Source organism: Enterobacter cloacae complex sp. ECNIH7 (assembly GCF_002208095.1).
GTDB classification, from domain to species: Bacteria; Pseudomonadota; Gammaproteobacteria; order Enterobacterales; family Enterobacteriaceae; genus Enterobacter; species Enterobacter cloacae_M.
This window is the reverse complement of the sequence record NZ_CP017990.1, coordinates 778,878-793,961: the sequence shown is the minus strand read 5'-3', so window position 1 is coordinate 793,961 and position 15,084 is coordinate 778,878. Positions and strand designations below refer to the sequence as shown.

Below are 15,084 nucleotides of genomic sequence, written 5' to 3'. Positions count from 1 at the left end.
AACGTCATCATCACTGTGTTCAAGTCACGGTCAATTGAAGGACATCGCCTATAATTTGCTTTATCATACTCGTCATTCGATAGCGAGCCTAACACTCTGGCACGCAAACGGGCAGGATTAACGCTGGTACTGCGCGAATGAGTAAGATAGTCTCTGAGCGTTTGTAAGCCGTAGCCACTGATGACGGAACAATAAAATACAACGTATGAAAAAACGTATCCCCACCCTCCTGGCCACAATGATTGGCTCCGCCCTGTACAGTCAACAGGGGCTGGCGGCCGATCTCGCCTCGCAGTGTATGCTTGGCGTCCCAAGTTATAATCGCCCACTGGTGAGTGGCGATACAAATAGCTTGCCGGTAACCATTACTGCCGACAGTTCGAAAGGGACTTACCCTGACAATGCCACGTTTACGGGCAATGTAGATATTAACCAGGGCAATAGCCGCCTGCAGGCAGACGAAGTGCAGCTGCACCAGAAGCAGCCGGAAGGTGCGGCCGAGCCGGTACGAACGGTGGATGCGCTGGGTAATGTGCACTATGACGACAATCAGGTCATCCTGAAAGGTCCGAAAGCCTGGTCAAATCTGAATACTAAAGATACTAACGTCTGGAAAGGTGATTACCAGATGGTGGGTCGCCAGGGGCGCGGCGACGCTGACCTGATGAAACAGCGCGGTGAAAACCGCTATACGATCCTGGAAAACGGTACGTTCACATCATGTCTGCCGGGTTCAAATACCTGGAGCGTGGTTGGGAGCGAGGTTATCCATGACCGCGAAGAACAGGTCGCAGAGATCTGGAACGCCCGCTTTAAGCTGGGTCCAGTACCCATATTCTACAGCCCTTATCTGCAGCTTCCCGTCGGTGACAAACGTCGCTCCGGTTTCCTGATCCCGAATGCCAAGTACAGCACGTCGAACTACTTTGAGTTCTACCTGCCGTATTACTGGAACATCGCGCCAAACATGGATGCGACGATCACGCCGCACTATATCCACAAGCGCGGCAACATCATGTGGGAGAACGAGTTCCGCTATCTGACCCACGCCGGTGCGGGTCTGATGGAGCTGGATTATCTGCCGTCGGATAAAGTCTTCCAGGACGAGCATCCGACCGAAGGCGATAAACACCGTTGGATGTATTACTGGCAGCATGCCGGGGTAATGGATCAGGTATGGCGCTTTAATGTTGACTACACCAAAGTTAGCGATTCGTCTTATTTTAATGACTTCTCGTCCAAATACGGCTCAAGTACCGATGGCTATGCCACGCAGAAATTCAGCGTAGGCTATGCGGTACAGAACTTTGACGCAACCGTCTCGACCAAGCAATTCCAGGTATTTTCTGACCAGTCCACGCCTACATATGGGGCAGAGCCACAGCTGGACGTTAACTGGTATCAGAATGACGTGGGTCCATTCGACACCCGGGTTTACGCTCAGGCGGTACATTTCGTTAACACGGATTCGGACATGCCTGAAGCGACGCGTGTTCACCTTGAGCCGACGATCAATCTGCCGTGGTCTAACGACTGGGCGAGCCTGAATACCGAAGCCAAGCTGATGGCGACTCACTATCAGCAAAAAAATATCGATAATTACAATGCCAGTAGAAATGCCAACCTTGAGGAGTCGGTCAACCGAACGCTTCCGCAGTTCAAAATGGACGGGAAGCTGATCTTCGAACGTGATATGGCTCTGCTGGCGGATGGTTATACCCAAACGCTTGAACCGCGTATGCAGTATTTGTACGTGCCGTATCGCGACCAGAGCAAAATCCAGAACTACGACTCCTCTTTACTGCAGTCTGACTACAGCGGCCTGTTCCGTGACCGTACTTACGGCGGTCTTGACCGCATCGCGTCTGCTAACCAGTTAACGACCGGCGTCACAACACGTGTTTATGATGATGCTGCCGTGGAACGTTTTAACGTTTCTGTTGGTCAAATCTACTATTTCACCGAGTCACGCACCGGTGATGACAACATTAACTGGGAGAAAGATAACAAAACGGGATCGCTGGTCTGGGCGGGAGATACTTACTGGCGTATGACCGATCGTTGGGGTCTTCGCGGTGGTGTGCAATATGACACTCGCCTCGATAATATTGCCACAAGTAGTGCGGCTATTGAGTACCGTCGCGATGAAGACCGTATGGTGCAGTTGACTTATCGTTACGCCAGCCCGGAATATATTCAGGCAACATTGCCATCATATGCTGGTGCAGAACAGTATAAAGACGGTATCTCGCAGGTGGGTGGCGCAGCGAGTTGGCCAATCGCCGACCGCTGGTCAATCGTAGGCGCATACTACTTCGACACTAACGCCAATAAACCTGCTGACCAGATGGTGGGTCTGCAATATAACTCCTGCTGTTACGCGCTGCGTGTCGGCTACGAACGCAAGCTTAACGGCTGGGATACTCAAAACAATCAGAGCAAATACGATAACGTGATTGGCTTTAACTTCGAGTTACGCGGCCTGAGTTCCAACTACGGTCTGGGTACGCAGAAAATGCTGCGCTCGAATATTCTGCCGTACAGTAGCGCCTTGTAATGTGCTTGATTTGCAACGTAATCCGCTTTGCGGTTAATTGAAATGGAAAAAGTATGAAGAACTGGAAAACGCTGCTGCTCGGTGTCGCTATGGTTGCGAATACCAGCTTCGCGGCCCCCCAGGTTGTTGATAAAGTCGCTGCTGTGGTGAACAACGGCGTCGTGCTTGAAAGTGACGTTGACGGTCTGATGAAATCGGTGAAGCTCAATTCGGGCGAAGCCGGTCAACAGCTTCCGGATGACGCCACGCTGCGCCACCAGATCCTGGAGCGTCTGATCATGGATCAGATCGTTCTGCAGATGGGGCAGAAAATGGGTGTGAAGGTCACTGACGAGCAGCTCGATCAGGCGATCGCTAACATCGCGAAGCAGAACAATATGTCTTTAGACCAGATGCGCAGCCGCCTGGCCTATGACGGCATCAGCTACGCCACCTACCGTAACCAGATCCGTAAAGAGATGCTGATTTCGGAAGTGCGTAACAACGAAGTGCGCCGCCGCGTAACCATCCTGCCTCAGGAAGTCGACGCGCTGGCAAAACAGGTGGGTAACCAGAACGATGCGAGCACAGAGCTGAACCTGAGCCACATTCTGATCCCACTGCCAGAGAACCCAACGTCCGATCAGGCTGCGGAAGCCGAAAGCCAGGCGCGTTCTATTGTTGAACAGGCGCGTAACGGCGGCGACTTTGGCAAGCTGGCAATCACCTACTCCGCTGACCAACAGGCGCTGAAAGGCGGCCAGATGGGCTGGGGCCGTATTCAGGAGCTGCCATCCATCTTTGCCCAGGCGCTGAGCACGGCGAAGAAAGGGGATATCGTCGGTCCTATCCGTTCAGGCGTGGGCTTCCACATTCTGAAGGTGAACGATCTGCGCGGTCAGAGCCAAAATATCTCCGTCACCGAAGTTCACGCTCGCCACATTCTTCTGAAACCGTCACCGATCATGACTGACGATCAGGCGCGTGTGAAGCTGGAACAGATCGCAGCTGACATTAAGAGCGGTAAAACCTCATTTGCGAAAGCAGCAAAAGAGTTCTCTCAGGATCCAGGCTCTGCTAACCAGGGCGGCGACCTGGGCTGGGCGGCTGCGGATATCTACGATCCTGCCTTCCGCGATGCGTTGATGAAGCTGAACAAAGGCCAGATCAGCGCGCCGGTCCACTCTTCATTCGGCTGGCATCTGATCGAGCTGATGGACACCCGTAACGTTGATAAAACGGATGCGGCACAGAAAGACAGAGCCTACCGTATGCTGTTTAACCGTAAGTTCTCTGAAGAAGCAGCAACCTGGATGCAGGAACAACGCGCCAGCGCTTACGTGAAAGTTTTGAGCAACTAATGAAACAGCATCGTGTTGTTATCACGCCCGGCGAACCCGCCGGGATTGGGCCTGACCTCGTTGTCCAGCTCGCCCAGCGCAGCTGGCCGGTAGAACTGGTTGTCTGCGCCGATGCAACACTGTTACAAGACCGGGCAACGCTGCTCGGTCTGCCTTTAACGCTCATCCCTTACGTTGAAGGCCAACAGCCTGCACCCCAGCAAGCCGGTACGCTCACCCTTCTTTCCATTCCCCTTCGTACGCCGGTCATCCCGGGCCAGCTCAGTACGGAAAACGGTCACTATGTCGTTGAAACTCTTGCGCGCGCCTGCGACGGTTGCCTGAAGGGCGAATTTGCCGCTCTGATCACCGGCCCCGTCCACAAAGGCGTCATCAACGAAGCGGGTATACCCTTTACCGGGCATACGGAATTCTTCGAAGAGCGCTCGCACAGCCCGAAAGTGGTGATGATGCTGGCGACGGAGGAGATGCGCGTTGCGCTGGTGACCACCCATCTGCCGATCAAAGCCATTCCTGACGCGATCACCCCTGAACTCCTGCGCGAGATCATCGGGATTTTGCATCACGATCTGCAGACAAAGTTTGGGATCCCGCAACCGCACGTGCTGGTCTGCGGCCTGAATCCGCACGCCGGTGAAGGCGGGCACATGGGCACCGAAGAGATCGACACCATCATTCCGGTACTCAACGAAATGCGGGCGAAGGGGATGAACCTCAGCGGGCCGCTGCCTGCAGATACCCTTTTCCAGCCGAAATACCTGGATAATGCCGACGCCGTGCTCGCGATGTACCACGATCAGGGCCTGCCCGTGCTAAAATACCAGGGCTTTGGCCGCGGGGTGAATATCACCCTCGGTTTACCCTTTATTCGAACGTCCGTTGACCACGGTACTGCGCTGGATCTGGCAGGCCAGGGGAAAGCGGATGTCGGCAGTTTTATTACGGCGCTTAATCTCGCCATCAAAATGATTGTTAATACTCAATGACTAATCGAGTCCATCAGGGCCACTTAGCCCGTAAACGTTTCGGGCAAAACTTCCTTAACGATCAGTTCGTGATCGAAAGCATTGTCTCGGCTATTAATCCGCAAAAGGGTCAGGCGATGGTCGAAATCGGCCCGGGCCTTGCCGCGCTGACCGAGCCGGTAGGCGAACGCCTCGACGAGCTGACCGTCATCGAACTGGACCGCGATCTGGCCGCACGCCTGCAAACGCACCCGTTCCTCGGGCCGAAGCTGACCATCTATCAGCAGGACGCCATGACCATGAACTTTGGCGAGCTGTCCGAAAAAATGGGCCAGCCGCTGCGCGTCTTCGGCAACCTGCCGTACAACATCTCCACGCCGCTCATGTTCCACCTCTTTAGCTATACTGATGCCATTGCCGACATGCACTTCATGTTGCAAAAAGAGGTTGTTAACCGTCTGGTTGCAGGCCCGAACAGTAAAGCGTATGGTCGTTTAAGCGTGATGGCACAGTATTACTGCAACGTGATCCCGGTACTCGAAGTACCGCCGTCAGCGTTCACACCACCACCGAAAGTGGATTCAGCGGTTGTGCGCCTCGTGCCGCACAAGACGAAACCGTATCCGGTTAAAGATCTGCGCGTGCTGAGCCGCATTACTACAGAAGCCTTTAACCAGCGCCGTAAAACGATCCGTAACAGCCTGAGCAATTCGTTTACCGTTGAGGTGTTAGCCGAGCTGGGGATCGACCCGGCAATGCGTGCAGAGAACATTTCCGTAGAGCAGTACTGCAAGCTGGCTAATTACATCAGCGATAATGCGCCGCCGAAGGAGAGTTAAGCCATGATTGATTCGCCCCGCGTATGTGTCCATGTACAAAGCGTCTATGTTGAATCACAGTCCTCACCGGACGAAGAACGTTTTGTTTTCGCTTACACCGTGACCATTCGCAATCTGGGGCGGATGCCCGTGCAGCTGCGCGGGCGCTACTGGCTTATCACTAACGGCAATGGCCGCGAAATTGAAGTTCAGGGCGAAGGTGTGGTTGGTGAACAGCCCCACATCGCTCCTGGCGAAGAGTACCAGTACACCAGCGGCGCGGTGATTGAAACGCCGATGGGTACCATGCAAGGCCATTATGAAATGGTCGACGTCGATGGCAATGATTTCCGCGTTGCCATTCCTGTGTTCCGTCTCGCCGTAACCACACTCATTCATTAATCTAATGTCTACATATCTGATTGGCGACGTTCACGGTTGCTACGATGAACTGATCGCATTGTTAAAACAGGTCGACTTTACGCCAGGACAGGACACGCTCTGGCTGACGGGCGATTTAGTCGCGCGTGGCCCCGGCTCCCTTGAAGTATTACGTTTCGTCAAATCGCTGGGCGACAGCGTCCGCATGGTGCTGGGCAATCACGATCTGCATCTGCTGGCGGTTTTCGCCGGGATCAGCCGCAACAAACCTAAAGATCGCCTCACCCCACTGCTGGATGCGCCGGACGCAGACGATCTGATTAACTGGCTGCGCCGTCAGCCCCTGCTGCAGATCGACGAAGAGAAAAAGCTGGTCATGGCGCATGCCGGGATCACGCCACAATGGGATCTTGAGACGGCGAAAACCTGCGCGCGTGACGTTGAGGCGGTGCTGGCGAGCGACTCGTATCCTTTCTTCCTCGATGCCATGTACGGCGATATGCCGAACCACTGGAGCGAGGATCTCAGCGGTCTGGCCCGTCTGCGCTTTATCACCAACGCGTTCACCCGCATGCGCTTCTGCTTCCCGAACGGACAGCTGGACATGTATTCCAAAGAGACGCCGGAAAGCGCGCCCGCTCCGCTGAAACCGTGGTTTGCCATTCCGGGACCGGTGACCAGCGAGTACAGCGTGGTATTTGGTCACTGGGCTGCGCTGGAAGGAAAAGGAACACCGGAAGGGATTTACGGTCTGGATACCGGATGCTGCTGGGGCGGAGAGTTAACCTGCTTACGCTGGGAAGATAAAGCTTACTTTGTGCAGCCGTCCAACCGACAGCTGGACTTAGGAGAAAGTGAGGCCGTTGCCTCCTGATACGCTATTCCCTCTCCCGGCCGGGAGAGGGAAAATCACTTAACGACGTTCCAGAATCTCGAAGCAGTAGCTGTGGGAGTTCTGTGCATCCGCGTCGTGGAATTCGCTGAATACCGATTCCCACTCGTCCGGATCGTAGTCCGGGAAATGGGTATCCCCTTCCACTTCTGCATCAATGTGGGTCAGATACAGCTTCTGCGCTTTTGGCAGGAACTGCTCGTACACGCGCCCACCGCCAATCACCATGATCTCTTCGGCATTGCCGCATGCAGCAATCGCCTCGTCTACTGATTTTACCCATTCGACGCGATCGTCAGTGCCCGGCTGGCTGCTGATAACGATATTCTTACGACCCGGCAATGGACGACCAATCGACTCCCAGGTCAGGCGGCCCATCACTACCGGCTTGTTTAACGTAGTACGTTTAAACCATGCGAGATCGGCAGGCAGGTTCCACGGCATGGCATTTTCCATACCGATAACGCGGTCCACCGCCAGCGCTGCAATCAGACTGATCATTGAAAATTTCCCGGATGCAAAAAATTGCCGCCACTATACGGAAAGCTTAATCTTTCGTCGACTGGCGGCAGGGTAAAGATAAAGAAATTTTTTAATATTGCTGGCAACTCCACTTCACGCGGAAGGTTTACTCTCGGGCTCGTCAGCCGGATCGCCGGTATGCTTGCCCTCTTCCGTGCCCTGCCAGCCATGGCGCTGGATCAGCGACAGGTGGTTACGGTCCTCGTTAATGATTTCCGTCAGCATCGCGCTGGTGCGTTTGAACACCGCCGCGCGCTCGGTGGCCGTACTGCCGGCCATCGCCGCCATCTCTTCAACCATCCCGGTATTAAAGCGGCGGAACAGGTCTGCACGCTCACGCGCTTCATACGCCCCGAGCCCCAGGTTTTCCAGCGCCACTCGGCCAGACTTCAGCGCACCTTCGAACGTTTCACGTTCAGGCGCCTCTACGCCCGCCTGCCGCAGCCGGATGTAGTGATCCACATCGCGCGCGCGGGAGATAATAGTCAGCGCCGGAAAATGCTCTTTTACCAGTTCCACCATCTGCATGCTGGTTTCCGGATCGTCAATCGCGTTAATCAACACCTCGGCTTTTGCCGCCCCGGCGGATTCCAGCAGATCGACGCGGGTCGCATCCCCGTAAAACACCTTCATGTCAAATTTACGCAGGGTATCGACATGGTCGGGATCGTGATCGAGGATGACCATTTTCACCCCGCTCGACAGCAGTAAACGACCCACGATCTGCCCGTAGCGGCCAAATCCGGCGATGATGACGCGCGGCTGCTCCTCGTCGATCTCGTCGGCCTCGCGCTCCTGCTCGCTGCCCGATTTTTCCAGGCGCGTCAGCACCACCAGCAGCACCGGCGTCGCCGCCATCGACAGTGCCACCGCCAGCGTCAGCGCCTTCGCCCACTCGGGATCGAGCACATTTGCCATCTGCGCGGCGCCAAAGACCACGAACGCAAATTCGCTTCCCTGACCCAGCAGCACGGCGAACCAGCGGCGCTGCCTGCCCGGCACGTTCAGTGGGCGAGCAATCAGCCACAGCATCACCATTTTAATGACCAGGAAGCCGACGAGCAGGATGACGATCCGCAGCGGGTGCGTCACCAGCGTGCCGAAGTCGACGGACATTCCGACGCCGATGAAAAACAGCCCCAGCAGCAGTCCTTTGAACGGCTCGATATCGCTTTCCAGCGCGTGACGGTATTCAGAGCTCGCCAGCAGAACGCCTGCGAGGAACGCCCCCATCGCCATCGACAGCCCGGCTTCCTCCAGCAGCAGACCGAAGCCAAACACCAGGAACAGCGCCACGGCGCTGAACACTTCACGCAGGCCAGAGCGGGCAACAAACCGCAGCAGCGGGCGGGTCACGTAGCGGCCAAGCAGCACCACCAGCGCCAGCGCGCCCGCCACCTTCAGCGCCGACAGCGCGAAAGCGCCCAGCGTGGTAGAGGAACCGCTGGCCGCCAGCAGCGGGATCATCGCCACCAGCGGGATAGCGGCAATGTCCTGGAACAGCAGCACCGAGAACGCGCTGCGTCCCATCTGGGAGACCGTCAGATTTCGCTCGTTCATCGCCTGCATGGCAATCGCCGTCGAGGAGAGCGCCAGCGTCATGCCGATGAGCTCTGCCACTTTCCAGTCCATACCCAACAGGATGCAGAACCCGCCCAGCAGCAGGCCGCAGGCCACCATCTGCAGCGCGCCGCCGCCAAATACCGAGGCGCGAAGCTTCCACAGCCGCTGCGGGTCGAGCTCCAGGCCAATCACAAACAGCATCAGCACCACGCCGATTTCAGCGAAATGGAGAATCGCCTCGGCATCCGTGACCAGCCGAAAGCCCCACGGCCCAATGACGCAGCCCGCAATCAGGTAGCCGAGCACCGAGCCCAGCCCCAGGCGTACCGCCACGGGTACAATCAGCGCCGCCGCGCCGAGGTAAATCAGCGCCTGTATCAGCGTATGGCTATCCATGATGCGTCTCCTGCCACTCAAGTAAGCGTTGTTTATAATGGCGAGCCTGCGCCTGCAGCGTTTCATCGTCGCAAACAAACGTGCAGTGCATCGCAAAAGGCGGGAGCCAGTTCAGACCGCAATAGAGCGCAGTCGCCTGCAGCGGCTGCGCCAGGACGTCAAAACCCGGGAAGGAGCCGATATCAAAATGGCTTTCACCGCCGCCGGTGGTGACCGCCCACATCAGGCTTTTTCCTTTTAGCGCATTGCCGTTGTGTCCGTACGCCCAGCCGTGGGAGAAGACTTTATCAATCCACAGCTTCAGGAGCGGAGGCGTGCTGTACCACTGCATGGGGTGCTGCCAGATAATCAGATCGGCACGGGAGAGCGCCTCCTGTTCGGCGGCGATATCGATATTAAAATCGGGATAAAGTTGATAGAGGGAACGTATCTCTACGTTATCAAGCGTCCTTACCTGCTCAAGCATCCGCTTATTCGCATGCGAGTGCTGCGGATAAGGATGGGCATAAATTATCAGAATCATTGATTAGCCTGTTGTTACTGCTTTCTTTTAACAAAAGAGTGTAGTCAGTAATTCAACAGGCTAATAGTGAATATTATTGACGGGCTTACGTCAGAATTCTGAATTAGTTATCCAGCTCGCCCATGGATTTCACCTGGTCACGGTTGATCTGCTCGGTTTGACCGGTTTCGGCGTTTTTATACGACACCAGACCGGTATCGTCATCTACCTGCGGTTTGCCGTCGGTGACAATGGTTTTGCCATCGGTGGTTTTTACGGCCTGATTAGACGAACAGCCCGCAACGGTGAACATTGTCGTGGCAGCCAGAACGGAAGCGATCAGTAATTTATTTTGCATGGTGTTTTCCCCTGCTCTCAGTTGAATTTCGTTATCGACCTAACCATTTTAGGCTAACTGACTGAATGCGGATGAAAAACCAGAAGGTTCTGAAGATGGGATAATGCCCGGCAACCGAACGGCACCGGGCATTTTTACTTACTTGCTAATCTGCGCGTGCATTTCCTGAACCGAAATCACCTTCTCGGTGGCATCCGCGTTCAGCGCCATGGCCGTCGCGAAACCGCCGTTCAGGGTGGTGTCGTAGTGCACTTTGTACTGCAGCGCGCTGCGGCGAATCAGCTTGGAGTCTTCAATCGCCTGGCGGCCTGCGGTGGTATTGATGATGTAGGTGTATTCGCCATTCTTGATACGGTCCTGAATGTGCGGACGACCTTCATGCACCTTGTTCACCAGACGCGGGTTGATGCCGGCTTCGCCCAGCACAATCGCCGTACCGTGGGTTGCGTCCAGCTCGAAGCCCTGTTTCAGCAGCTTGGCGGCCAGGTCAACCACGCGCTCTTTGTCGCCTTCGCGAACGGAGAGCAGCGCACGGCCTGATTTTCTCATGGTGGAGCTACTGCCCAGCTGCGCCTTCGCGAACGCTTCGGCGAAGGTGCGGCCCACGCCCATCACTTCCCCGGTAGAGCGCATTTCTGGCCCTAACAGCGGGTCAACGCCCGGGAATTTGTTGAACGGCAGCACCACTTCTTTCACCGAGTAGTACGGTGGAATGATCTCTTTGGTCACGCCCTGCTGCGCCAGCGTCTGGCCCGCCATCACGCGCGCCGCCACTTTCGCCAGCGGTACGCCGGTGGCTTTGGAGACGAACGGTACGGTACGTGCCGCACGCGGGTTCACTTCAATCAGGTAGACTTCGTTGTCTTTCACCGCGAACTGGACGTTCATCAGGCCGCGAACCTGCAGCTCGAAGGCCAACTTCTGCACCTGCTGGCGCATCACGTCCTGAATCTCCTGGCTCAGCGTGTACGCCGGCAGAGAACAGGCGGAGTCGCCGGAGTGCACGCCAGCCTGCTCGATGTGCTCCATGATGCCGCCAATCAGCACCATTTCGCCGTCGCAGATGGCGTCCACATCCACTTCTACCGCGTCGTCGAGGAAGCGGTCGAGCAGCACTGGCGCATCGTTAGAGACGCTCACAGCGGTCTGGAAGTAGCGACGCAGGTCGGCTTCGTCATACACGATTTCCATCGCGCGGCCACCCAGCACGTACGAAGGACGCACCACCAGCGGGTAGCCAATTTCTTTCGCCTTCTCAACGGCCTGTTCGATAGCGGTCACGGTGGCGTTCGCCGGCTGTTTCAGCTTCAGACGGTCAACCGCCTGCTGGAAACGCTCGCGGTCTTCCGCACGGTCAATCGCGTCCGGGCTGGTGCCGATAACCGGCACGCCTGCTGCTTCCAGCGCGCGCGCCAGCTTCAGCGGGGTCTGGCCGCCGTACTGCACGATAACGCCTTTTGGCTTCTCGATGCGCACGATTTCCAGCACGTCTTCCAGGGTAACCGGCTCGAAGTAGAGGCGGTCAGAGGTGTCGTAGTCGGTAGAGACGGTTTCCGGGTTACAGTTGACCATGATGGTCTCGTAACCGTCTTCGCGCAGCGCCAGCGAGGCGTGTACGCAGCAGTAGTCGAACTCGATGCCCTGGCCGATACGGTTTGGACCGCCGCCCAGCACCATAATCTTGTCGCGGTCGACGGACGGGTTCGCTTCGCACTCGTCTTCATAGGTGGAGTACATGTAGGCGGTGTCGGTTGAGAACTCTGCCGCACAGGTGTCCACGCGCTTGTAGACCGGGTGCAGGTCATACTGGTCGCGCAGCTTGCGGATTTCCGCTTCACGCACGCCCGCCAGCTTAGCCAGACGCGCGTCGGCGAAGCCTTTACGCTTCAGCACGCGCAGGAAATCAGCGTCCAGGCCGGTGATGCCCAGCTCCGCGACCTGCTCTTCCAGACGCACCAGCTCTTCAATCTGCACCAGGAACCAGCGGTCGATGTTGGTCAGGTTGAACACGCCGTCGACGGACAGGCCCGCACGGAAGGCATCGGCGATGTACCAGATACGCTCTGCGCCAGCGTCTTTCAGCTCGCGGCGAATTTTGGTCAGTGCTTCCGGGTCGTCCAGGCTCACTTTCGGGTCGAAGCCGGTCGCGCCCACTTCGAGGCCGCGCAGCGCTTTCTGCAGGGATTCCTGCTGCGTGCGGCCAATCGCCATCACTTCACCGACAGATTTCATCTGGGTGGTCAGACGGTCGTTCGCGCCTGCGAACTTCTCGAAGTTGAAGCGTGGAATTTTGGTGACAACGTAGTCGATGGACGGCTCGAAGGACGCAGGCGTGCGGCCACCGGTGATGTCGTTCATCAGCTCGTCGAGGGTGTAACCCACCGCCAGCTTCGCCGCCACTTTCGCAATCGGGAAGCCGGTCGCTTTAGAGGCCAGCGCGGAGGAACGGGACACGCGCGGGTTCATTTCGATAACAATCAGACGGCCGGTTTTCGGGTTCACGGAGAACTGCACGTTAGAACCGCCGGTTTCCACGCCGATTTCACGCAGTACCGCCATCGAGGCGTTACGCATGATTTGATACTCTTTGTCGGTCAGGGTCTGGGCTGGCGCAACTGTGATGGAGTCGCCGGTGTGGATACCCATCGCATCGAAGTTTTCGATGGAGCAGACGATGATGCAGTTGTCGTTTTTATCACGCACCACTTCCATCTCGTACTCTTTCCAGCCAATCAGCGATTCATCAATCAGCAGCTCTTTGGTTGGGGAGAGATCCAGACCGCGCTCGCAAATCTCTTCGAACTCTTCGCGGTTGTAGGCGATACCGCCGCCGGTGCCGCCCATGGTGAACGATGGGCGGATGATGCACGGATAGCCCACGTCAGCCGCGACGGCCAGCGCTTCTTCCATATTGTGTGCGATACCGGAACGCGCGGTGTCGAGGCCGATTTTCTTCATCGCCACGTCGAAGCGGCGACGGTCTTCTGCTTTATCAATCGCGTCGGCGGTCGCACCAATCATGGTCACGCCGAACTCTTCCAGCACGCCCTGACGCTCCAGCTCCAGCGCACAGTTCAGCGCCGTCTGGCCGCCCATGGTTGGCAGCACCGCGTCCGGACGCTCTTTCTCGATGATTTTACGCACCACCTCCCAGTGAATCGGCTCGATGTAGGTTGCATCGGCCATTTCCGGGTCGGTCATGATGGTGGCCGGGTTAGAGTTTACCAGGATTACGCGGTAACCCTCTTCGCGCAGGGCTTTACACGCCTGCGCGCCGGAGTAGTCGAATTCGCAGGCCTGGCCGATCACGATCGGGCCAGCGCCAAGGATCAGGATGCTTTTTATGTCTGTACGTTTTGGCATTGTCTTCTCGGCTCCTGATTATTTAGCGGTCTTACGGTATTGCTCGATAAGTTCGATGAAGTGATCGAACAGCGGCGCGGCGTCGTGCGGGCCCGGGCTCGCTTCCGGGTGGCCCTGGAAGCTGAACGCAGGCTTATCGGTGCGATGAATCCCCTGCAGGGTGCCATCGAACAGCGACTTATGGGTCACGCGCAGGTTAGCCGGCATTGAGGCTTCATCGACGGCGAAGCCGTGGTTCTGCGCGGTGATCATCACCGTGTTGTTATCGATATCTTTTACCGGGTGGTTACCACCGTGGTGGCCGAACTTCATCTTAACGGTGTTTGCACCGCTCGCCAGCGCCAGCAGCTGATGGCCGAGGCAGATGCCGAATACCGGGATGTCGGTTTCCAGGAAGGACTTGATGGCGGCGATTGCGTAATCACACGGCGCCGGGTCACCAGGGCCGTTGGACAGGAAAATACCGTCCGGATTCATCTTCAGCACGTCTTCGGCGGACGTTTGTGCCGGCACCACCGTCAGGCGGCAGCCGCGGTCAACCAGCATACGCAGGATGTTGCGCTTGGCGCCGAAATCGTAGGCCACCACGTGGAACGGCAGCTCGCTCTCTTTTTTCGCTTCCGGCAGGTCGCCTTCCAGCGTCCAGCTACCCTGAGTCCAGCTATAGGCTTCAGCAGTAGTCACTTCTTTCGCCAGGTCCATGCCGTTCAGGCCCGGGAAGGCTTTCGCTTTTTCCAGCGCCAGCGTCGCATCGAGGTTATCACCCGCGATGATGCAGCCGTTCTGTGCACCCTTCTCGCGCAGCAGACGCGTTAATTTACGGGTATCGATATCGGCAATCGCCACGATGTTATGGCGCTTCAGGTAAGAAGAGAGGTCTTCGGTATTGCGGAAGTTGCTGGCAATCAGCGGCAGGTCGCGGATGACCAGGCCTTGCGCATGTACCTGAGAGGATTCTTCGTCAGCCGCGTTGGTGCCGACATTGCCGATATGAGGGTAAGTAAGAGTAACGATTTGGCGAGAATAGGAAGGATCAGTGAGGATTTCTTGATAACCGGTCATTGAAGTATTGAAAACGACTTCCCCAACCGCCGAACCCGTTGCCCCTATGGCCCGACCGATAAACTGGGTTCCGTCTTCCAGAACCAATAGCGCTGACTTAATCAAAACACCCTCCAGAGAATATTCACTCACTTTATTTGCATATTAATTCATAACCATGTCATGGATCAATGCAAATGTGTTGCCAGCGGATTTTTGGCAAACGGCGGCATTCTGGAGATTTGGTGGGTAAAAGTCAACTTAAAACGGATATTTTGCTTAGCCTTTTGCAAGCCTGGCGAGCGGAACAGAGCTTAAGCGACAAAAAGATCAGGTAAATCACCGCAGAAAACGCTTGCGCGCCGGGTTTAATAAAAAATGTCGTG

The 15,084-nt window shown here is 56.4% G+C and carries 12 protein-coding genes; 6 read left to right on the top strand and 6 right to left on the bottom strand.

The window, feature by feature from the left end:
• Positions 1-205 precede the first annotated feature (205 nt).
• Genes lptD through apaH form a run of 6 tightly spaced genes read left to right on the top strand, consistent with a single transcriptional unit; the run spans position 206 to position 6,935 of the window.
• Complete coding sequence (gene lptD, locus WM95_RS03845; RefSeq protein ID WP_045355113.1) at positions 206-2,557, top strand: LPS assembly protein LptD; 2,352 nt, start codon at positions 206-208, stop codon at positions 2,555-2,557.
• 53 nt (positions 2,558-2,610) lie between these two features.
• Complete coding sequence (gene surA / locus WM95_RS03840) at positions 2,611-3,897, top strand: peptidylprolyl isomerase SurA (RefSeq protein WP_023310364.1); 1,287 nt, start codon at positions 2,611-2,613, stop codon at positions 3,895-3,897.
• On the top strand, positions 3,897-4,883 hold the full coding sequence (pdxA, locus tag WM95_RS03835) for a 4-hydroxythreonine-4-phosphate dehydrogenase PdxA (RefSeq protein WP_063408265.1): 987 nt from the start codon (positions 3,897-3,899) through the stop codon (positions 4,881-4,883). Before surA ends, pdxA begins: the two co-directional genes overlap by 1 nt.
• A complete protein-coding gene (rsmA, locus tag WM95_RS03830) occupies positions 4,880-5,701 on the top strand; it encodes a 16S rRNA (adenine(1518)-N(6)/adenine(1519)-N(6))-dimethyltransferase RsmA (RefSeq protein WP_023310362.1) in 822 nt (273 codons plus the stop codon). Before pdxA ends, rsmA begins: the two co-directional genes overlap by 4 nt.
• Positions 5,702-5,704: 3 nt before the next feature.
• Complete coding sequence (apaG, locus tag WM95_RS03825; RefSeq protein ID WP_023310361.1) at positions 5,705-6,082, top strand: Co2+/Mg2+ efflux protein ApaG; 378 nt, start codon at positions 5,705-5,707, stop codon at positions 6,080-6,082.
• 4 nt (positions 6,083-6,086) lie between these two features.
• A complete protein-coding gene (gene apaH / locus WM95_RS03820) occupies positions 6,087-6,935 on the top strand; it encodes a bis(5'-nucleosyl)-tetraphosphatase (symmetrical) ApaH (protein WP_023310360.1) in 849 nt (282 codons plus the stop codon).
• Between the two features lie 39 nt (positions 6,936-6,974).
• Here apaH and folA read toward each other — a convergent pair whose 3' ends face one another.
• The 6 genes from folA to carA form a co-directional block, all read right to left on the bottom strand.
• A complete protein-coding gene (gene folA, locus WM95_RS03815; protein ID WP_008502023.1) occupies positions 6,975-7,454 on the bottom strand; it encodes a type 3 dihydrofolate reductase in 480 nt (159 codons plus the stop codon).
• Positions 7,455-7,568: 114 nt separating this feature from the next.
• Positions 7,569-9,434 carry a glutathione-regulated potassium-efflux system protein KefC gene (kefC, locus tag WM95_RS03805; RefSeq protein ID WP_063408264.1) on the bottom strand — a complete coding sequence of 622 codons (1,866 nt, stop codon included), beginning with the start codon at positions 9,432-9,434 and terminating at the stop codon, positions 7,569-7,571.
• Entirely contained in the window at positions 9,427-9,957 is a 531-nt protein-coding gene (gene kefF / locus WM95_RS03800; protein ID WP_023310358.1) for a glutathione-regulated potassium-efflux system oxidoreductase KefF, read from the bottom strand. Before kefF ends, kefC begins: the two co-directional genes overlap by 8 nt.
• Before the next feature lie 103 nt (positions 9,958-10,060).
• Entirely contained in the window at positions 10,061-10,294 is a 234-nt protein-coding gene (locus tag WM95_RS03795) for a YgdI/YgdR family lipoprotein (RefSeq protein WP_023310357.1), read from the bottom strand.
• 138 nt (positions 10,295-10,432) lie between these two features.
• Positions 10,433-13,657 (bottom strand): carbamoyl-phosphate synthase large subunit, encoded by a 3,225-nt coding sequence (gene carB / locus WM95_RS03790; RefSeq protein ID WP_045355111.1) that lies wholly within the window; start codon positions 13,655-13,657, stop codon positions 10,433-10,435.
• An 18-nt stretch (positions 13,658-13,675) separates the two neighbouring features.
• Positions 13,676-14,824: a glutamine-hydrolyzing carbamoyl-phosphate synthase small subunit gene (gene carA / locus WM95_RS03785; RefSeq protein ID WP_010427050.1), complete on the bottom strand. Its 1,149-nt coding sequence runs from the start codon at positions 14,822-14,824 to the stop codon at positions 13,676-13,678.
• Positions 14,825-15,084: the final 260 nt, after the last annotated feature.